Annotated in this window: 12 protein-coding genes; 7 read left to right on the top strand and 5 right to left on the bottom strand. The window is 58.5% G+C overall.

Going from position 1 to position 21,566, the window contains the following annotated elements; translation table 11 throughout:
- Positions 1 to 89: 89 nt before the first annotated feature.
- The gene (locus tag ACYZT5_RS32575; RefSeq protein WP_462048949.1) at positions 90 to 983 is read left to right on the top strand and encodes a DMT family transporter; all 894 of its coding nucleotides are present in this window, start codon (positions 90 to 92) and stop codon (positions 981 to 983) included.
- Here the strand turns inward: ACYZT5_RS32575 and ACYZT5_RS32570 are convergent.
- From ACYZT5_RS32570 to recQ, 4 genes are all read right to left on the bottom strand, one after another.
- Positions 977 to 1,264, bottom strand: coding sequence for an Rdx family protein (locus ACYZT5_RS32570; RefSeq protein WP_462048948.1), 288 nt, complete (start codon positions 1,262 to 1,264; stop codon positions 977 to 979). The two genes, ACYZT5_RS32575 and ACYZT5_RS32570, sit on opposite strands and share 7 nt — an antisense overlap.
- A 32-nt stretch (positions 1,265 to 1,296) precedes the next feature.
- Positions 1,297 to 3,072: a FimV/HubP family polar landmark protein gene (locus tag ACYZT5_RS32565; protein ID WP_462048947.1), complete on the bottom strand. Its 1,776-nt coding sequence runs from the start codon at positions 3,070 to 3,072 to the stop codon at positions 1,297 to 1,299.
- A gap of 128 nt (positions 3,073 to 3,200) precedes the next feature.
- Positions 3,201 to 3,635, bottom strand: coding sequence for a MarR family transcriptional regulator (locus ACYZT5_RS32560; RefSeq protein WP_462048946.1), 435 nt, complete (start codon positions 3,633 to 3,635; stop codon positions 3,201 to 3,203).
- 119 nt (positions 3,636 to 3,754) lie between these two features.
- Positions 3,755 to 5,881 carry a DNA helicase RecQ gene (gene recQ, locus ACYZT5_RS32555; protein ID WP_462048945.1) on the bottom strand — a complete coding sequence of 709 codons (2,127 nt, stop codon included), beginning with the start codon at positions 5,879 to 5,881 and terminating at the stop codon, positions 3,755 to 3,757.
- A 412-nt stretch (positions 5,882 to 6,293) separates the two neighbouring features.
- Here recQ and ACYZT5_RS32550 point away from each other — a divergent pair, with 412 nt between their 5' ends.
- The 6 genes from ACYZT5_RS32550 (at position 6,294) to ACYZT5_RS32525 (ending at position 19,072) form a co-directional block, all read left to right on the top strand.
- Positions 6,294 to 6,881: a UPF0149 family protein gene (locus ACYZT5_RS32550; protein ID WP_008156162.1), complete on the top strand. Its 588-nt coding sequence runs from the start codon at positions 6,294 to 6,296 to the stop codon at positions 6,879 to 6,881.
- A 10-nt stretch (positions 6,882 to 6,891) separates the two neighbouring features.
- Complete coding sequence (locus ACYZT5_RS32545; protein WP_462048944.1) at positions 6,892 to 7,287, top strand: YbaN family protein; 396 nt, start codon at positions 6,892 to 6,894, stop codon at positions 7,285 to 7,287.
- Positions 7,288 to 7,407: 120 nt separating this feature from the next.
- On the top strand, positions 7,408 to 11,772 hold the full coding sequence (locus ACYZT5_RS32540; RefSeq protein ID WP_462048943.1) for an RCC1 domain-containing protein: 4,365 nt from the start codon (positions 7,408 to 7,410) through the stop codon (positions 11,770 to 11,772).
- Positions 11,773 to 11,844: 72 nt separating this feature from the next.
- On the top strand, positions 11,845 to 12,753 hold the full coding sequence (locus tag ACYZT5_RS32535; RefSeq protein WP_462048942.1) for an Ig-like domain-containing protein: 909 nt from the start codon (positions 11,845 to 11,847) through the stop codon (positions 12,751 to 12,753).
- Between the two features lie 30 nt (positions 12,754 to 12,783).
- Positions 12,784 to 14,412 carry a hypothetical protein gene (locus ACYZT5_RS32530; RefSeq protein ID WP_462048941.1) on the top strand — a complete coding sequence of 543 codons (1,629 nt, stop codon included), beginning with the start codon at positions 12,784 to 12,786 and terminating at the stop codon, positions 14,410 to 14,412.
- 145 nt (positions 14,413 to 14,557) lie between these two features.
- On the top strand, positions 14,558 to 19,072 hold the full coding sequence (locus ACYZT5_RS32525) for a hypothetical protein (RefSeq protein WP_462048940.1): 4,515 nt from the start codon (positions 14,558 to 14,560) through the stop codon (positions 19,070 to 19,072).
- 68 nt (positions 19,073 to 19,140) lie between these two features.
- Here ACYZT5_RS32525 and ACYZT5_RS32520 read toward each other — a convergent pair whose 3' ends face one another.
- Positions 19,141 to 21,432: an autotransporter family protein gene (locus ACYZT5_RS32520; protein WP_462048939.1), complete on the bottom strand. Its 2,292-nt coding sequence runs from the start codon at positions 21,430 to 21,432 to the stop codon at positions 19,141 to 19,143.
- Positions 21,433 to 21,566: the final 134 nt, after the last annotated feature.

Below are 21,566 nucleotides of genomic sequence, written 5' to 3'. Positions count from 1 at the left end.
GACAGACACAACGGGGGTTATCACGGTTCAATGTAGGCGCTGCCGAAGGCTGCTCCTACCTCTTTGTTCGCTTGTTGTTAAGGATTGCAATGACTCCCCGTACCGCCCTTGGCGCCCTGCATATCGGCGCACTGATGTTCGGCTTGACCGGTGTGTTCGGCAAACTGGCTGCTGCCTCCCCCGCCATTATCGTTTTTGGTCGTGCCGCGTTCGCTGTGCTGGCGTTAGCCGTTTTTGCGCGGTTCGCCAGCAATACTCGCTGGCAGAAACTCGAGGCCGTGGACTGGCGCCGACTGTTGCTCAGCGGTTTGCTGCTGGCCGGGCACTGGGTGAGTTTTTTCATTGCGGTGAAGGTCGCAGGCGTGGCAATCGCGACCCTGGGTTTCGCCAGCTTCCCGGCGTTTACCGTGATCCTTGAAGGGTTGATCTTCCGCGAGCGAATTCGCGCCAACGAAATCCTGCTGGTAGTGCTGGTCAGTATCGGGCTGGTGCTGGTCACCCCTGATTTCGATCTGGCCAGCGGCGCCACGATAGGTCTGCTGTGGGCGGTGGGCTCAGGTTTGCTGTTCTCTCTGCTATCGCTGACCAACCGCGCCAGCTCCGGGCGAATCCCGGCAGTGCAGGCTGCGCTGTGTCAGAACGTGGTGGTCGCGTTGTGCCTGTTGCCGGTGGCGGCACCGCAGTTGAGCGAAGTGCGCGCCATCGACTGGCTGTGGATCGGTCTGCTCGGGGTGTTCTGCACCGGCGTCGCTCACAGTCTGTTTGTCGCCAGCCTGGCAGTGATCAAGGCGCGGACCGCGGCTGTGGTTTTCGCCCTGGAGCCGGTTTACGGCATCACCGTGGCCTGGCTGCTGTTTGATGAAAACCCGACACTGCGCATGCTGATCGGTGGCGCGTTGATCATCGTGGCGATCGTGGTCTCCAGCCGACTCTCGGGCGGCTCAAGCAAGAAGACCGTTGCGGCAGAAGCCGCCTCTCACTGAGTGCGGTCGTTGTGCCCCAGGTCGCGGTCCGGATCAATTTGATCGCGGACCCGCTGCTTCAGCACTTTGGCCTCCGGGAAACCGCCATCAGCCTTGCGCTCCCAGATCTGCACATCGTCACAGAAAATGTGAAACACCCCACCGGTGCCGGGCACCAACGACACTTTGCCGAGGTCGTCACCAAAGGTGCTGAGCAGTTCCTGGGCCAACCAGGCAGCACGCAACAGCCACTGGCATTGCGTGCAATAAGTGATGAAGATTTCCGGTTTTCGTGCAGTCATGATCGGCGAAACTCCTGAGCCAGAGGTCGCCGCTATGATAGCCCGGCAAGCAGGTTCCGGGCTGTCTGCTTAAGCGGCTCGCTTCCTTCCTTGAGCAACTCGTTGAGCAGTTCGATGGCGCTGTCCAGATCGCCGTCATCAATGCAGGTCTGGGCTTGTTCCAGTTTGCTGGCGCTGCTCGGCTCGGCCGGTTCCAGGTTCAGCGGCTCCAGCTCCAGCGACTGGCCGGAATCGCTGAACTCGTTGAGAAAGGTGTCATCCAGAGACTGCGAGTCAGGCTCGGCGACCCATTCAAGTTCGGGCTCGTCCAGCGTCGAGTCGTCAGGCACTTCAAATACCTCGGGCAAGACGTGCAGGTTCGAGATGAACGGCGACTCGACCGGCGCGGGTTCGCTCGATGGCTTCGCGGCGGACGGCGAGTGTTCAAAAGGACTGATCAGGTCCCAACTCGAATCCATCGACAGATCATCCAGGTTCAACTGGAACTCATCGTCGGGCACTGCGTCAGGTATCGAAGGCTTGGGGGGAGTGATTGTTGCGGCGACGGCCAACGGTACCGCTCTGCTCAGTTTCGGGTGTTGGGCGCGAATATTCTGAAGTTTTTGCAGGTCGTATCCGGCGTCACGCAGGTTGTTTTCCTGTGCTTCGTAGGCGGGTACGTCACCCTGTTGACCCAAGACTTCCAACAGCTCCACGGCCAGATCCGTGCGTTGTGGCTCCTTGAGCAGCGCCTCCCGCAACAAACCGGCCGCTTCGGAAAAACGGCCATAGGCCAGATAGATACCCACCCCTTCGAGCACATCGCCTGCGGGCGTCTCTTCACCCGATTCGGTTGCTGGTTGCACGACCGGTTCTGCAGCGCGATTGAGCACCGGCTCATGCCGTGAAGGCAAAACAGGTAAAGCGTCGGGCAATGCCTGAACCTGTTGTCGTTGGCGCCGAACGAACAGCCCCAGCAAAACCAAAGCCACCAGCGCCAGCAACCCGAAAATCAGCAGCCAATGAGTGGCCTCAGGCTCTTCAACAATGGTCGGCGCTGGAGCCACGACGACGGGTGCAACCGGATCCACCGACGCTTGTTTGATTTCCGACAATTGGGTTTGCAGTTCAGTCACCTGTTTCTTCTGACCGGCGACCTGCTCCTCCTGTGCCTGAATCTTGGCATTCAATGCATCGATGGTTGCTTGCAGCTGCTGGTTTTGCAGCACGCTGGCGGCCAGTTGTTCGGCAACCGGATCACTCACAGGCGTGGCAGGAGGTTGATCGACGCGAGGGACTGGCGGCTTTTTGCCCTGCGCCGCAGGTGGCTGCACAACGGCCGGCTCAACCGTCGGGAATCCAGAGGGCTGAACGTCGGTAACCGGTTCGTCAGTGACGGGAACAATCCCCGGTGAACCCGGCGGATCGATCAGCACCGTGTACTCGCGCAGCACCCGCCCGTTGGGCTGATTGAGCTGCACCAGGAAATTCAGGAAGGGTTCATTGACTGGCTTGTTGGAGCTCACGCGAATCAGGCTGCGGTTACCGCGCAGGATCGGTGTGAATTTCAGATTGTTGAGGAAGAACACCCGATCGACGCCGGCACGGCTGAATTCCTCAGGCGTCGCCAGACTGACCGAGAGCTCGCCCTCCTCCAGCCCCGCGGCATCCACCAGGGCGATGTCGGCGCGCAACGGCTGATTCAGTGCCGAATGCAGGGTGATATCACCCAGACCCAACGCGGGCGCCAATGCCGAGTAAGTGACAGCACCACCGACCAGAAGCAGCCTGGCGCAACACCGCAAAACCACGTGCCAACTCTCGAGCATGAGCATCCCTTAGATAATCAGAACCAACCCGTACGTGTTCGCACATCCGGTACGAACACGATATTGCCAAGTAGTTCTTTATAGTCTTCCCAACGGAGTATCTCAAAAGTCCGGCGCGCGGTTATGCCTCAAGATTTTTCCAGGTTGGTCAGAATGTGCCCGTGGACACGCATACAGACCTTCAAATCCGCCTCATCGACGCCTTCGAACAACTCGTGGCGCAGTTGCGTGGCAATGGTTTCAATTTGTTCGATCAAGGGACGCGCCGGGGCACAGAGGACGATTTTCTTGGCCCGGCGGTCTTCCAGCACCGATTGACGTTGCACCAGTCCCTGGCTTTCGAGGCTGTCGAGCAGTCGGGCCAGGGTCGGCCCCTCAACACCGACGCTTTGCGCCAGTTCACGTTGGGTCGGGGCATCGTCGAAACGGGCCAAGTGCAGCAGCACCAGCCAGCGTGCCTGGGACAGACCCAGGCCAGCCAGACGGCGGTCCAGTTCGGCACGCCAGCCGCGCGACATCTGGGCCAGTTGCATGCCAAAGCGGTGGGGTTCGGTTAACGGCATAAAACACTCATGATTAGACTGAAATAGAGAAAAACTAATTATTAGTCAGCTAAGCATGACCCTTGGCTCGAGGCAAGGCTTGCTCCGTACTGAATCGTTACATCTATGTGGCAGATCACTTAAACCTCGAATTCGGATTGCAGCGCCGCCCGCACACAGTACAAAACCCCTTCCGGCACGCGACCGGCGAACAGTGCGGCAATCTCCGACACGGGCGGCAATTCGCCCTCGCCGTCGAGGAACGCGTCCTGGACTTCGCCCATCAACTCTTCGGGCAGATCCAGCGCTTGCTCCAGCGACAACTGTTGCTTGCCAATCGCTTCGGCGAGCAGGGTGTAGACGTTCTTTTCCGAGCATTGCAGCTGACCGGCAATCTGCAACGGTGTCATGCCCGCTCGGGCCAGGGTGATCAGTTCGTGGCGCAGGTCGGCCACCACTTTCGGCGCCTCGACCTGGCCGCCAAGGACTTCGAGGAAGGCCTCGCCGTAACGCTCCAGTTTGCGCGCGCCAACGCCGCTGACCGTGGCCATTTCCGACAACGACGTCGGCTGGCTGCGGAGCATTTCCAGCAGCGTCGAATCGGGGAAGATGACGTACGGCGGCACGCCGTGCTCTTCGGCGAGTTTGCGGCGCAGGGCGCGCAGAGCTTCCCACTGTTCGCGTTCTTCGCCGCGAACCAGTTGGCTCGCCTGGCTCTTGCTGCTTTTGGCAGTGGTTTGCGGCTTGAGGTCGCGACGCAGTTCCAGGGTCACTTCGCCCTTGAGCAATGGCCGGCAAGTATCACTCAAGCGCAGGCCGCCGTAGCCTTCGAGGTCGATGTCGGCCAGACCTCGGGCAACAAGCTGTCGGAACAGAGAGCGCCATTCACTCTCCCCCATCGCCTTGCCAACACCGTAAACCGACAAATGCTGATGACCAAAGCTGCGGACCTTTTCGTTGTCCTTGCCCAGTAGCACATCCACCAAATGCCCGACGCCATAGCGCTGGCCGGTGCGGTAGATCGCCGAGAGCGCTTGACGGGCCGGCTCGGTGGCGTCCCAGGTCTGCACGCCATCGACGCAATTGTCGCAATGGCCACACGGCTCGGGCATGTCTTCGTCGAAATAGGCCAGCAGCGTCTGACGACGGCAGCGGGTTTCTTCGCAGAGCGAGAGCATGGCGTCGAGTTTGTGCTGCTCCAGACGCTTGTGGCGCTCGTCGCCTTCGGAGTTCTGCAACATCTGCTTGAGCATCACCACGTCTTGCAGGCCGTAAGCCATCCAGGCGTCTGCCGGAAGACCGTCACGGCCGCCGCGACCGGTTTCCTGGTAGTAAGCCTCAAGGGATTTTGGCAAGTCGAGGTGAGCGACAAAGCGCACGTTGGGCTTGTCGATGCCCATGCCGAACGCCACGGTGGCGACCATGATCAGGCCTTCCTCGTTGAGGAAGCGCTTCTGGTGGTGGGCCCGGGTATCGTTGGGCAGACCGGCGTGGTACGGCAGCGCCGGGAAGCCTTGTTCGCTGAGGAACACCGCCACTTCGTCGACTTTCTTGCGCGACAGGCAATAGACGATGCCGGCATCGCTGCGCCGCTCGGCGAGGAACGCCAGCAACTGCTTGCGCGGCTGCTCTTTGGGCACGATGCGATAGAAAATATTGGGGCGGTCGAAACTCGACAGGAAACGCTCGGCATCCTGAAGATGCAGGCGGTCGACGATTTCTTCCCGGGTACGCTTGTCGGCGGTCGCGGTCAGGGCGATACGCGGGACGTTGGGGAACAATTCCGCCAACTGGCCCAGTTGCAGATATTCGCGGCGGAAATCGTGGCCCCATTGGGACACGCAGTGGGCTTCGTCGATGGCGAACAGGGAAATCTCAAGACTTTGCAGAAAGGCCAGCATTCGTGGCTGAACCAGACGCTCGGGCGCGAGATAAAGCATTTTCACTTCACCGCGCTTGATCCGTGCCGCCAGATCGCGCTGCTGCTCGGCGCTGAGCGTGGAATTCAATGCAGCGGCAGCGACGCCCAGCTCCTCGAGGGTGGCAACCTGGTCGTCCATCAGTGCGATCAGCGGCGACACCACCACCGCCAGGCCTTCGCGCAACAGCGCCGGCACCTGAAAGCACAAGGACTTGCCGCCACCGGTAGGCATCAGCACCAGGGCGTCGCCGCCACTGGCCACGCGCTCAATGATTGCACCCTGACGGCCACGGAAACTGTCGTAGCCGAAGATGTCCTTGAGGACGCGTTGAGCCTGTTCGAGCATAGAAACTCCAAAAATCACAAAAACATCCCTGCAAGGCTGGTTCAGAACCACGAAGGCTGCACCGACAAATCGTAAGTGCGCATTGCATGACACTTCACATGTCAGCCGCGACGCCGGCAGGGCATCACAAAACGCGCGAGTATACCCGACCCCTGTCCGGCAAAGGGCGCCGCTGAGAAGACACACGAATGCCGATGCAACACAAAACCTGTGGGAGCGAGCTTGCTCGCGATAGCGGCAGACCAGTCAACATTGATATTGAATGTAACGCCGCCATCGCGAGCAAGCTCGCTCCCACAGGGATTGCGGTGTTTGCGAGGTCCCAGGGTTGCAAATATGCCGCGCGGCTGGCCTGAGTGCTCAAGAAGGCCTAGAATTCCCGCATCTGTTTAATTCCCAAGGTAGCCCTTTAATGTCCTTCGCTGAGCAATTAACCCGCCTGCAAGTCTTCCTCGACGCCGACGAACTGCATGACGAGGCGCTGGACTACGTGGCCGCCCACGGCTACCTCACTGCGCTGTCGATCTGTTCCGAAACCGTTCCCGACCGTGAATGGATCGACGCCCTCTTCGCCGAAGAGCCGCATTACGCCGACGACACCGAGCGTGAAGCGATTGAATCCACCCTGTTGGCCCTCAAGGCTCACATCGCACGCCAACTGGCGTCCGATGAAGAGTTCGAGCTGCCGTGCGACCTGGACCTGGGCGAGGAGCCGGACGATTCCGACCTGCGCGGCTGGTGCATCGGGTTCATGGAAGGCGTGTTCCTGCGCGAAGCGGCCTGGTTCGAAACCGCCGAAGACGAAGTCAGCGAAATGCTGCTGCCGATCATGGTCGGTTCGGGTCTGTTCGACGAACAGCCTGAGTTCGAAGACATCGCCAAAGACGCCAACCTGATGGACGACATGATCGTGCAGATCCCGGAAGCCCTGACCGCGCTGTACCTGCTGTGCCAGGCGCCAGACGAAAAACCGGCGATCCTCAAACCACGTCACCACTAAGGTTTTGCCTATGGACAACCCCATAGGCAACCGCTCCCTGATGTTGCGCTACGTGCTGCTGGCCATCGGCTGGCTGAGCGTAGCGCTGGGGGTGATCGGGATTTTCCTGCCTGTTTTGCCCACTACTCCCTTTCTTCTGCTGGCGGCGGCTTGCTTCGCCCGCAGTTCTCCGCGCTTCTATCATTGGCTGGTGGAGCATCCACGGCTTGGGCCGTGGGTTCGCGATTACCTGAGCGGCAACGGCATCCCGCTCAAGGGCAAGGTCTACGCGATCGGGCTGATGTGGGCGAGCATCCTGTTCTCGTGCTATCTGGTGCCCCTGCCGTGGGCGCGGGGGTTCATGTTGACCAGTGCGGTGCTGGTAACGGTGTATATCCTGCGGCAGAAAACCCTTCGTAAATCTTGATATTCACGTATACCGTTCGTCGCAAAACGACCCTCACCTGTCAGATTTGACAGTAGCCAACCCATCGCTTTCAGCCCTTAAATCACTCCGTCGCCCGCCCCCTCGACCGGAGTGTTTGCCATGCTGATTCAACCCCCAAAAAACATGTCCACCTTGGCTCTGATCGAACCGGAAGTCCCTGACCGTACCGTGCCGGAACTGCCTTCCGGCGAGTGGGGCATCAATAAGGCAGCAGCACAAGGCGTATTCCCGGACAAGGGGTTGCAAGTACACAATGCCCCTTGGAGCATCATGGGCATCGGCGACAAGATCGAGCAGTTGCTCAACGGCAATGTGGTTGATCAAGACCTCATCGATGAAGCCACCAAGGTCGGCCAGCGCGTAACCATGTTTGTCGCCCCCCGCCATCTTCAAACAGGCTCCTACACCCTGTCTTACCGGGTCACTCGATTCAATCAACAGCCCGAAACCCAAACGCCGCCGCTCAAGCTCTACGTCAAACTCGACATTCCCGCCGGTCAGGACACGGATCCCGGTAACGGACATTCCGGGCTGTACATGTACATCGAGCCGGAAATCGTTAATGGGGGCGTGGACAAGGACAACGCAGAAGACGGCGTACCCATTGTTATCCGGGCCGAATCCGGCAACGGCGCGCCCTACGAAAATGCGGCGGTAGGCGATCTAATCATTCTGAGCTGGGGTGGTGTGTTTGTCATATACGGACCGCTGACTGCTGAACAAATCAGCGACCCGGCTAATAACCCGATCACGATCCTGGTGGACAAAGCCACAATCGAGGAAGCAGGCGATAGCGATGACTCTGGATTGGCAGTCTCCTTTAAGGTGCGCGACCTCGTAAAAAATGATTCGGAAGACTGGTGCAAGGAAACACGGATCAGGGTTTCGACCCAAACCGATCTCAGGTCCGCTCCTATCGCTAAGGACGCGCTAAACAATGTCCTTAACCTTGATGATCTGGGTGACAAAGCCGTCACGGTTCAAGTGGCGGCCACTTCGCCTTCCTTCAAGCTGGGCGACATCATCAATTTGAATATGCGCGGTACCACATCAGATGGCGATTCGGTTGAGGTCGCTGGTAAACCAGCCCCTGTCGACAACTTGCCTCACGTCTACGAGATCGACCTGGAGAAATCGGATGTACGCAAACTGGTGAAAACCCAAGGGGTCTTTTCTTATCATTTGGATCGCATTGGCAGCGCCCCGTTGCGTTCCAAAGGCCAGTTCGTTCAGATTGAAGGCCAAGCCAAACAACTGGCCGCACCGATTGCTGACGATGCCGTGGGAGGTTCACTGCCCCCTGATCTCGCCAGCACCAGGATCCGGATTGCGCATGACTCGAGTATCAAAGTCGACATGGCCATCGAACTCAAATGGCTCGGCACCCGCCCCAATGGCAGCGTCCACGATCCGGAACTCCCATGGTACTTCCCGGACAGGTCCGAGGTAGCCGATCCAAAAGGTTTCGTCATAACCGTTGGAGGCGAACATCTCAAGACCATTGAGGGCGGACAGCTGGTTTTGTCGTACAAACTTCTGATCGACGACAATGGCGACATCATCGAGCTTGTCTCACGGTCGGCGTCGTCGCTGAACGTTGGCGATCCGAAGTTCGAACTGATCAAGCCTACTGTTGATGGCGAAAAGGATGGTGCACTGGAGCCCGAGGACCTGCCCAACGGCGTCAGCATACTGACCGCGCCCAGACCGACCGGCACCCCAAGCAAAGCCAAAGACGTGGTGACTTACTTTTGGGAGGGCAAGGTATCTGGCAAGACGCAAGACGAGGTAACGCTCAATGCTCTCTCGGCAAACAGGGATGTGAAATACAACCTCAACGCCAAGTTCGTCGCCGATCACATGGAGCCGAATCGCGGGACGAGTGTGACAGCCTGGTATCAGATCTGGCGTTTCGAGACAAATACGACCAGCCATTCGAACCCGCTGACGTTTGTCATCGGCGAAGCGCAACAGCAGCCGCTGGATCAGGCCGAAGTAGTGGAAGCCATCGACAATGTACTGGATCCGGCCGACGCGCCAAACGGCGCAACCGTCAGGATGCCTGCCAACCGCCCCGAAAACGTCAATGATAAATACCTCATGCAATGGCTCACTGAGGACGGCGAGACAGAACATAAAGACGAGAAAACCGTCAGTGAGGAAAACAAGGGGGAACCGGTCGAATGCAACATTCCCCGATCAATTGTTCTGGCAAGTCAGGGCAAATCAGTCACCGTCAGTTACGTGGTCGAGCCGGCCGAGGGTGGTGAATTTCCGGCCGAGGACTACGAACTGACCGTGAAAAAGCAGGCGCAGCCATTACTGGATCAGGCCGAAGTAGTGGAAGCCCTCGAAGGCGTACTGGATCCAGCCAACGCGCCAGACGGCGCAACCGTCAGGATTCCCGCCAACCGTCCCGAGAATGCCGGCGATCACTTTTACATGAAGTGGGCCACCACGGACGGTGTGACCGAGCACGAGGATGACAAATCCATCACCGGAAACATGAAGGGTAAGCCGGTCGAGTTCACGGTTCCCGTGGAAATCGTGCGGGCCAGCCTGAATAAAAACGTGATCGTCAGTTATCGCGTGGCTCTATTCGAGGGTGGCGACGACGCCGAGGGCGAGGATTACCCACTGAAAGTGGAGAAGCAGGAGTTCACGCTGCCCGACGCCACTTTCAAAGAAGCGACCGGCGCGCAAAAAGACCAGTTGAACCCTGACAATGTTTTCCCGGGGGGCGCAACTGTCGTCATTCCGGCGGAAGCGCAACTCAAGGAAGGGGACGTGGTCACTGCGACCGTCGATGGTCAAACCACTACCTATCACCCGCATACGGTAAGCAAGCTGGAAGAAGACACGGAACTGTCAGAGATCAAGGTCGCGCACGCCATTATCCTTGCCAATGACGGCAAAAGCATTGCGCTCAGCTACGAGGTCAAACGCAAGGCGGGGGGAACCGATGGCCCGTCCGGCTTGACGGAATACGACGTGCGCAAGGTAATCGGCAGCGGACTGCTGCGCGTTATGGGCGCCCGCTACAACCGCAGTACTTATCGAGAGTCCAGTTCCAGCCGCCTACTGAGCGCGTTCAATGCCATCACCAGCCAACCAGTACAGGCAGAGTGGAAATACGCCGACGAAAACACTTGGACAAAAGCAGCCACCTGGTCCGATACCGCCCCGCATAAACCTTTGCAAGTTCGTACAACCGACGATCAAGTCACCCTCAACAGGGTGAACATTTTTGGCAACGGTGTCGACACTACAATCACCGGTTCGGCGGCGTTTGTCGCACTTCGGGACAAGGACAATATGGTCGCTTGGGGTAACCCATTGTTTGGCGCCCGTATTCCTCCAACCTTTATTACCTTCGACGACATCATCTACATAGCTTGCTCAGGAAGCTCGTATGCGGTGATTCGCGCCAACAACACCACCGTGGCCTGGAGCGACACTGTAGGTCAGGGTGGCGACATGACCGGTATTGATCCGTTTGATTTCGTCCAGCTTGTCGGCAACGCCCTTGCGATCGCAGGCAGGAAAAAGGATGGAACAGTCCATGCCTGGGGCACCGCTGCCAGTGGTGCGACCCTTACCCCCGAGATTGAATCCTTGACCAATGTTGTCGAGGTGTTCTCTGCAGGGCAAGCCTTCGCAGTCCTTCTGGCAACCGGGGAGGTGAAGGCTTGGGGGGCCGGGGCTGAATTCGGCAGTGATGTACCTCCGGAAATCGCCAGTCTCAACGATATCAAGCGCGTCATGGGTAACGGTCACGCCTTCGCGGCACTCCGGAAAAACGGCACAGTGGTCGCCTGGGGCAGCACAACGCTTGGAGGTACCGTGTCTGACCCCGTCGCCTCCCTGACCGACATTAACGAGCTTGCCTGCGCCAATGCCCAGGCCTTTGCCGCCCTGCGCGATACCAAGGAAGTCGTTGCCTGGGGAGCCGATGCGTATGGCGGCACCGTTCCCACGGTGATCGCATCACTGACGGATATCATTTCAGTCGTCGCCACCTGGAATTCGCTCGCGGCGATACGCGCAAACGGCCATGTCGTCGCGTGGCCGGACACCAACCCTGCTGGCTTGGTGCCTGACGCCATCGCCGCCCGGAACGACATTGTTCAGCTGGCCGGCTCGTCCCACGCTTTCGCTGTCTTATTCAAAGACGGAACAGTGGAGGCGTGGGGCGACGCAACGGTCGGCGGTGATACTGCGCTGGTAGCCGATAAGCTGGTCAAGGTTGTGGCGCTTTACGACAACTCCCATGGTTTTGCAGCAATCACAAGCGATGGCGAAGTGGTGACGTGGGGCCATGCCGTTGGCGGTGGCGACAGCAGCCTCGTACAGGATCGACTCAAAGGCCAAGTGTCGTACCTCGCCACCCCGGCCTCCCGTGGCCGCGCGCTCAAAGCCAGCCGTTTGGCCAAATTGAATAATCCCTCCAAAACGCCTGTCTGAGGCTTCCCCTTCAGCCCTTCTGTGCGGCGCTCTCGTGAGAGCGCCGCGTGACAGCCTTTTCGAGGTAATTCCATGAACATCGCAAACAACACTCCGCTTGCGCCTTCGGTAGACGAAGCCCCCAACGACGTTCTGGATCCCGAGGTGATTCCGGCCACAGGCGCGACCGTAAGGATCGAACCCTACGACGACATGGCGTTCCGCGACCACGTGTACCTGTTCGTAGGGACGCACTACACCGATGATTTGCCGATCAGCTCGAGTGCAGTCGGCAAGGATGTCGTGTTCAAGGTGGCCGCCAAAGAGTTCGTCGCCGGTGCGGATGACATCCTGCCCATTCGATATGAAGTGCAGCTTTATCAGGGCATCCGTGAATCGTCGGACATTCTTGACCTGGTGCTGCAAGCCGGTTTCGACGCTGAAGCAACACTAGATCTGAGCGCCCAGAGCTATGTCGTAGCATTCGAAAAGCCACCACTGACTTCTCCGTCGGCAGCCCGCATGACCCGTGAGGCAAAGTGGGGCAGCGCGCCCTACACCTACGAAAGCAGCGACCCGACGATTGCCAGTGTCGATGCGCAATCCGGCGAGGTCACCGCCCTGCGCAACGGCGTTTGTACGATCGAGGCGACTGACAGCCAGCGCCAGGCCCGCGAGTATCCACTGACCGTCGAGGGCATCCAGGAAGTGCATTTCCTGAGCGCCAGCGCGGACTGGCAAGGCATGGCCAGAGTGTGCGACGCGGCGAAACTGCAACCGATCACCCTCGCCCAGGCCAAACGCCTGTGGACCCTGTATTTCCTCGACACCGGCCCCGTCGCCCAGTACCTCGAATGGCTGAATTATGCGGTGTGGACCGCCGATGACCTGGGTGGCGGCACTGCGTGGACGTATGACCTCAACGGCTCATCGGTCAATGGCAATGCCACCGGCCAGGACACCACTTCGTTCTGGCAGGTAGTGGGCGTCTCTCAAGCCTGAATGATTGCGCAGAGACCTAAGGAGAGCGTCATGCAAAGCGGCACGTTGCGGATAAAAATTCTGTCTCTCGCGTTGTTGCTGTTCAGCAGTGTCGGCCAGGCTGCCACCGGCCCGGAAATCGCGCATTTGCTCAACCAGCGCTACCAGAGCACCTCGACCCAGTGTCCGGGTGCCAACCCGGCTTACTATTGCAACGGTGTGTTGCTGCGTGGCAGTGAGGGTGCAGGAGAGTTCTGGAAGCACAGTGCGCAATCCACCCAACTGGGCGCGGAAGGTTTCAACTATCTGCGCGTCGATCTCGACACCCGGACCCTGACGCAAAAATACGGTGCGGTGTTCAGCGATCAGTTCACCGCCATCGGGCTGGGCAAAGCGCTGGACGTACTCTGCGCTTATCCATTCGAGTTCCCGGTGCAAGGCACTCGGCCCGATTTGGGCTGTGGCTGGACGGCTGCGGTAAACAGCGCGCAGGACGTCAGTTCCTGCAATGCATTGGGGGTCACAGACGCAGACGGATGGCTGGCGCATTTTGCGCAGCAAGGCAACCAGCCCGTAGCGCAGTGTTCACTGAGCAGCCAGGACCCGCTGCAGTTCATGGCCAGCCTGATCGCGCATCAACGGCTCGATACCACCTGGTCAGCCAGACCCACGCTGCTGCAAATCAGAAACTGGGATGCTCAAACGCCTGCGCAACTGCCGCTGCAAGGGCTGTTCTATGACGTGACGCAGCCCGGCGCATTGCTGGGGGCGCAGAAAGATCAACGCGATTACTTCATTGCCACCCGCGACTGGCTGCCGATCCTGCGCATGGATCTGAGCCAGGCACCGGATAAGGTGTTTGGTTTTAGTCAGCAGGATCAGTTGTACATCGGCTATCAGGTAGCGGCGAAGTTGAATGCGCAGTCCATCGACAAGGCAACGACCTGCCGGGGGAACACTGCGTCTTTCAACTGCACCGGTGTTTTAATCCGTTCGACAGATGTCTCCACCGGGTTTCACTCCTGGAACCCCAGCCCGAGTTCCGTAAAGGGTAATGGCGTTTCGTTTACTTTCATCAGGGACGGCGCGCTGGTGACCCGGACGTACAAACCCCAAGGGTTCATTGTTCGCGAGTCCTTCGCACCGTCCGGCAAGCCACTGGCCGTTCGTTGCCTGTACCCCTTTGACGCCGGGACCTCCGGCTCGGCCGATATCTGTAGAACCCATGGCGGCCAGTGCGAGGAGCTTGGCATAACGACCAAAGAATTATGGATTCAGCATTACGCAGCCACTCCCACCCGAACCTGCGCATTTAACACCGATGCGCAGAACTTTCAATTGGCGACCACGGTACGGCCCGATGCCAATGATCCCTTGGGCTGGAATGAACTGATCATCGCGGCCTGGACCGAGGACAACCCGCAGCAACTTCCGCTGGAAGCGATAACTATCATCACCCCCTCCCACATCGCCGGTGACGGGGTGGCCGGCGCTCGATACATTCAACGCGATTACTTCCAGGTCACAGGCCGTTTCGTACCGATCGTGCGCGTGCTGTTTACGGCTGCACCGGGATCGGTTTTCAGTTATGACGTTAAGGACCAGGCTCTGGAAGACTCGACCACGCAGACGCTGGCCAACGTGATCCCATTCCTGCCCAACTCGATGCGTTCTGATTAGTGCAGAAAGGGTGCGCCCCAAACCCAACCGCTCGTCGAAAAACCCCCCTCACCTGTCAGTTCTGACAGTAGGCAAGCCCCCTCCCCTGAGGCCCAATAAAAAACCGCCTGAAATACTGGCCACGCTCGCGATCAGGAGTTTCGTCATGCCCTCCAACAGTCCCTTTCTGTTTCCTGCGCTCGACCACGAAAACAGTACGCTGGCCGTTTTGCGGCCCTTGCAGATCAGCGGCATGGTCAGGCCCATTGAAGAGGGCGACGGGGGGATCAATATCGCCGTGGTCTCTGAGAGTGCCGACGGTATTTTGTGCGTGATTCTGGCGTACCTCGACATGCAGGAGGGCGATAAACATGTCATCTATTGGGATAACAAAATTGTATTCAACAGAGAGGTAGAACCTGGGGAAGTCAACAAACCGCTGTTTTTTTATCTGCCGGCGGCGCTGTTCACACCCGGTTGGTTCGATTGCTATTACGAGTTGACACCCGTTGGCCAAACCACACCGGACGACCCGTCGGTACCGGCGCGGCTTTTTGTCAAACTCAACAGGCCCGGAGGGCGGGACAAAGCCCCACACCTGCCGGATGGACATTCCGAGCTGCACATCGCGCAACTGCCGCCAGAACTCATCGAACAGGGGATAGTCGATGCCGAGTGGGCCAAAAATGGGTTTGACGTAATCATCCCGCCTTATCCGGAAATCGCCCTGCGAGATACAGTGCTCGTGCGTTGGGGCAGCTTCACGCTGGCCCCCCTGCGCCTCACGCAGGAACAAGTGGACGGGCTGAAACAGATTGTGATCCACGTCGATCAAGACGCCGTTCTGGCCGGTGGCGACAGCGACAAACTGGAGGTGAAGTACGACATTCATGACAATGTCTGGAATTGGGCCGTGCGGCACTCACAACGAACCAATATCGCTGTCGACGTCGGCGCCTGGCGCCTCGCTGCACCGATCATCATGGAATCGATCAACGGCACCATCACGATCAAGGACTTGAACAAACAGGACGTCACGGTGCAGATCCATATCCAGGGCACCGACTTTGCTCTGGGCGATACGGTGAAGATGACCTGGATCGGCACGCCATTCACCGGTAAGCCACTGATTCGCACCGAGTTTAAAACGGTAGCGAACATTCCGAGCATCATGGAGTTCAAGGTGCCTTACGCGGATGTTCGCGCCATCGCCATGGGCCGGGCGGATGCCTCCTACGTTCTGACTAAAGTAGACGACAGTCCGCCGTTGTCCTCCAAGCGTCGGTTCGCTGATGTTGTGGGTGACGTTTTAATGTTGCCCGAACCGACGATTCGCGAGTTACTCGGCGACACACTCGAGTCTGACCTGGATTACGCAACCATGGACATCGAGTATCCGGGAATAGCCAGTGGCGATCTGGTCGTTTATCACTGGTTAGGTAAAACATTCAGTGGCCAGACTTATCTGCATGAAGATGACCACATCGTCAGCGACAACGAGGCCAAGGAAGGCGGCTTTACTGTTTACGTCGACAAAGAGCACATCAGCGTGCTCGATAAAGGCAGCCTCGACCTTTCTTACACCGTATCCAATGACGAGGTAGCGCTCTACGGAGTCAGTGAATCCGAACACTTGCTGGCCAAGGTGGAAAAAGTCACCGCCACGCTGCCGGTGCCCAGAGTGGAGGAAGCCGACCCGCCGGATGTGCTTGATCCTTCCAGAGTGTTCGACATCGTCCACGTGTTGATCGAATACCCCGGAACAAAAAAGGACGACATTCTGACGTACTACTGGCAGAGCATCAGCCCGATCGGCAGTACCAGCGACTGGGTGCCCATCACGTCACTGACCGCAGGCAAACCGCTGCGTTTCAGAGTGGCCGCGAAGTTTGTCACGATCAATATCGGGCAGTATGTCAAGGTGCGTTATTCGCTGAAGCACGCCGCTACAGGCTTATACAGTCACTCCGCCACTCTGGATCTGCTGATAGGGTCGCTGGTGGGGGAATTGCCTCCAGCGGAGGTCGAGCAAGCGCCGCAAGCAATACTTGATCCGATCGATGGGCTGAACGGAGTCGACGTCAAGGTCAGCTACGAAAACATGGATGCGGCCCTCGATATCATTCGCCTGAAATGGGTCGGAACCCCTGGCGCGGGCACCTCGCAGGATCTGGAACTGCCCGGGCACACCAGTGGCAGCGTGCGGTTTCATCTACCCGCAACGGTTGTGGGACCCAACATCAACAAAGAGGTGGATGTGAGTTACGTCGTGCGCCGCTATGGCTACGATACCGATTCGGAATCATTGGGCTTGAGGGTGCTGGCGTTCCAGAAGCCCGAAACCGAATTGCCCCACCCTCGCGTGCTGCAAGCAACCGTCAACGTTCTGGATATGATGACCTTCAGCGGGGATGCCAAAACACTTGTTGACCTGTGGCCGTACATTGCACTCAAACAGCGGCTCTGGCTACGACTGGAAGGCAAGACAACTTCGGGGGTCGATTACATCATCAAGCTGCTCGACGGCGTGGAAATTACCGCAGCGCAAGTCGCCATCGGCCTTGACGAAACGCTGCTCAGAACCGAATTGATGAAACTGGGCCACTCCACACCGGCGATAGTGGTTTGCAAAATCGCGTTCGATGGCGGTGAGAAAGAAGGCGAGGCCATCACCTTTCCACAGCTTCAATTGACGATCAGAACCCGCTACGACTACGTGACACCTAAGATCACCGGGGTGACCGACTCTCGTGGCGACGTCGATGAGGGCGGTAAAACCCGCGATAAAGAAGTCACCGTCAAGGGCACCGCAACCCGCGGAGAAACCGTCGAGCTGTTCGATGCACTTTTGACACCTCTTGGCACCGCCCGCGTGGGTGATGACAACGTCTGGACCCGCATAATCAGCGGCTTGACCGAAAAAACCTATAGCATCACCGCCAAAGCGCTGTATGACGCCGATCCGGTGACCAGCGACCCCAGAACCTTTGAGGTCAAGTTCGCTGAAACACCGGAGATTCTCAAAGTCAGCGACTCCAGAGGCATCGTCAAACCCGGAACAACTACTTACGACAACAGCGTTCAGATAGAAGGCATCGCGACACCGAACGAAAGGATTCGGCTTCTGGATAGCAAATCCCCGGTCATCGAGCTGCCTGTCAACGCCGACGGTAACTGGCGGCATACCCTGTCCGGGTTAACGGTAAAGCCTTATGTACTCAATGCCGAAGCGCTGTATGACATCGAGCCACCATTGAGTCCGCGCTACGCCTTCGATGTCGCCCAAGCCGTCACCCCGACGATTTCTCGTGTGGCCGACATCAGAGGCGATGTCGACGCAGACGGTACGACCTATTACAAGACCGTCACCCTGTACGGCAAAGCCAGTCCGAACGAAAAGATCACACTTAGGAATGGGGCCAGTCCGATAAATACGGTGGACGTCAAAGCAAGCGGTGACTGGGAATACGTCTTCAACAATCTGTTGCTACAACGCTACAGCGTGACAGCCAAGGGCGAGTACGGCAGCGAACCAGTGTCTGACCCGCCTCGGGTCTTCACGCCCGCCGCCCACATTTCCCCGACCATCACTTCAGTGAATGACTCGGTCGGGACGGTGGCTCCCAGTGGAACCACCTATGACACTACGGTGACCGTGCTGGGCGAGGCCACGCCGAAAGAACAGATCCAGATGTACAACAAAAGCGTAGCAGTCGGGCCACCTGTCACCGTCGATACCAATCGGCAATGGCGTGCTACCTTCACCGGTTTGGCTATTACCTCACACAGCATTGCTGCCAGAGCGCTGTATGTCGTGGATCCGGTCGAAAGCCAACTTAGAAACTTCACCGTCGCCGCGCACACCCCGGCGACTCTCACGTCCGTGCATGACGGTTTGAGAGAAGTGGGCCAGGAAACCAAAAGCACCTCGGTCACTCTGCGGGGTAATGTCACACCCAACCATGAAGTGCAGATCCACGACAACGGCGCCCCCGGACACACAGTCCGCGCTGTCGGTAACGCCTGGAGCACGACGCTGGGGGTCAGCCTGGGCAGTCACTCGATCACGGCAAAAGCAGTCAGTACCGGACAGTTCTCGAATGCGCGTGCCTTCAGGGTTATCTCGCCGATTCCGCCGCTGACTATCAATACGGCGACGATGAACCTCAGCGCATGGCACTTCAGGAGTGGCGATACACCGTCCAGTCCTGCCGCGGGTACCTTTGGCGACAGATCGGCCAGCGGCGGTGTGCCTCCGTACCGGTATTCCTCGAGCAACAGCAACATCGCAGAAGTTAACGCGTCATCCGGTCGCGTCATTTCCAGTGGCAACGGCTCTGCAACCATCACTGCCATGGACAATGTGGGTCAAACGGCCAGTTATAACGTGGCAACGTCGAACGTAGACAGGGAGTTTGGCACGGGCCACTTCAGTACGTACGTTCATTGCGCCAACACTGCCGCTTCCATGGGCGGAAGAATCCCTTCCCTGGCGGAATGGCGTGCATTGATCAATATCTACAGCGGTAGACCCAACTATCAGGGATGGTGCTGGGCATCTGACTCCGGCGGTATCGGCAAGAGGATGGTGATATACCCGGCAACCGGTCAGACAGATACCCGACTCGACCTCCCCTTTGGAGGCGGTACCGCCCTTGGCTATGGTATTCGACGCGCGTAAGAGCCAGGCACAAAAAAGCCGCTTGCTCAGCAAAGGAGCAGCGGCTTTTCGATCACAGGACTAACGACTTACCAGCTATACCTCAACCCCACATTCCCCCCCATCGGCTGTTCAATATGCTCACCCTTCGCGTAATCCAGATCGACATGCACCTGCCACTGCTCGGACAAGGCCACCGCTACACCGGCCCCGAACTCGGCGCGTGAACCCGACAGGTCGTTATTGAACACATTGTTGTTGACCCGCACCTCATTGTTTTTGGCGAACTCGTGGGCAATGGCCGCTCGCACATACGGTTGCGCGACACCGCCATTGCCGAACCCGATGTTGCGTCCGAAGGTGGCGCCCGCCTTGCCCAGCAACGAACGCGTGCGATCGCCGTCGGCGTCCAGGTCGTTATCCAGGCTGTAGCGTTTGCCCTGGATCTGCACTGCCGAGAACTGGGTGAACGGTTCGATGAAGTAACCATTGGCAAGTTTGATGTGCCGGCCGAACTCCGCCGAACCGCCGATGCCCCAGTTGTCGTAATCGCCCTTGGCGCGGCTGCCGTCGCTCAAGCTGACCTTGGACTCGTTGCGAAAGCGGTTGAACTTGAGCACACCGTCAAAGTAGTAGCCGGTGTCGCTGTCCAGCCAGGTGACGTAAGGCCCGACGTAGTAGCTTTTGACGGTGCCGGACGTGCCGTGATCAAGGTTCAGGTCGGATTCGCTGAAGCCACCCAGCACGCCGAGCAACACTTGGCTGTCACCCAACCGGGCATCGGCCCCCAGGGAAAGCCCCTGTTGGGTCTGCTGATAACCCACGCCAGAGCCATCGGCCACGTTGTATTTGTTGCCGTACGTGCGAATCCAGGCCCCCGATTGTCCACCGTTGAAACGCAACTCGCCCATACGACTGCGCACCGAGGCCAATTCGGCGGTCCAGACTGTAGACGCCGTATTGAACAGCGCCAACACCGATCGGGCACCGGGGCTGACGGTCTGGGTGGTCGGATCGAGAAACCATTCAGTGCCTGTTGCACCGTCGGAGCGCTGGGCCAGACCGTAAGACCAGGCCCCCTGATCCGATCGTCCGCCCACCAGGGAAAATTGCGCATCGCCGGCCGCCGCGTGCACCAGCGTCAGTTGCTGGGGATTGACCGCGTCCAGACCCGAAGCCGCCACCTGCAATCCGAACTGCCCTGTCGCACTGCCGACATTAAGGAAGTCGCGCTCGCCCGTTGCGAAGTTGCCCTTCATCACGAAAACACTTGAACCATCAGCAGAGTCGGCCAGCGTACCGACGTTCAACTGGTAGAACTTGCCCGGCGCGTCCGGCGCACCGAAACGGACCGTCCCGCCACTCATGGCCAGCGCACCTACGTTGTCATTGCCGGTCAGTGTCAAAACCGATCCGCTGTTGACGGTGACGCCGTTGACCTTATCGAGACGGCCCGTGAACTGCGAACTGTTCTGCAAGGTGACATTGGCCGCCGAGCCACTTTCGACCAGCACATCGCCGGTCATCTGGCCCTGATCGAAAGTGAGGTTGGCCGTGCTGCTGCCGGCGACGTTGATGTTGCCTTGCAGGGTGCTGTTGGCGACGGTCATGGCGGCGGTGGAAGCACCTTGGACGTCGAGCAGGATGTTGTTGCCGGCGAGCAGGCGAGTGTTGTTCAGCACCTGAATCTGCGTTGTCACGCCGGAGTCAGCGAGAATCGCCGATCCGCTCTGCCCTTGAACCTGGACATTGTCCAATGTCAGGTTGGCGCCGTCCCCGACACCTTCCGAGTCGGCTCGCAGCCGAACGCCGTTCGCGCCTCCGGTAATGCTGCCGCCCTTGGCCCTTACGTCGGCGCCGAAGGAGTTCAGACCGATGCCGGTCGTCCCGCTGGCGGTAACGTCGGTATCGGTCAGTTGAATCAGACTGCCGCCGCCGGTTTCAATCCCTGCGTTTACACCAGTGATCCGGCTGCCGCTGATCACTGCGCTCGAACCTGTCGTGGTACCACTGACGCGGTTGATGAGCATGCCCATGCGGTTTCCGGTCACAGTGGCATTACTCAAGTTGCCGCTGGCGTTGGTGATACTGACCCCGGCGTTACCCAGCCGCCCTGTATAGGTACCGCCCACGGCATTGAACTTCGCATCACTGTTGATCAATACCTCAAAAGTGTTCGCTCCATTGGAGTTCAACACACCTCCATTACGGCCGATGTAGTTGTCCATAGGGGTGTTTTGATCAATGTCCACGATTTGACCCGCATCAATGGGGGTCAATGCAACCACCACAGGGCTCGATAACAGGGTCGAAGGCAAGATCAGCCAGACCAGAGACTTTCTTATTGTCTGAAACGGAAACAACCGTAGACAGGCTTCCATGGTAAATCCTTCTAACGTATGAGCGAGACACGCCTTCGTCGGAAGACATGAGAAATTCCGGCGCAGAGTACAAGGAGAAAAGCTTTTGTTCTGTAGGACTAATCCTCAATGTGATGAGAATTTATCCGCGTAAA

It is taken from the genome of Pseudomonas sp. LB3P14 (assembly GCF_054898045.1).
The sequence above is the reverse complement of the archived record's forward strand: the minus strand, read 5'-3'. Positions and strand labels throughout refer to the sequence as shown.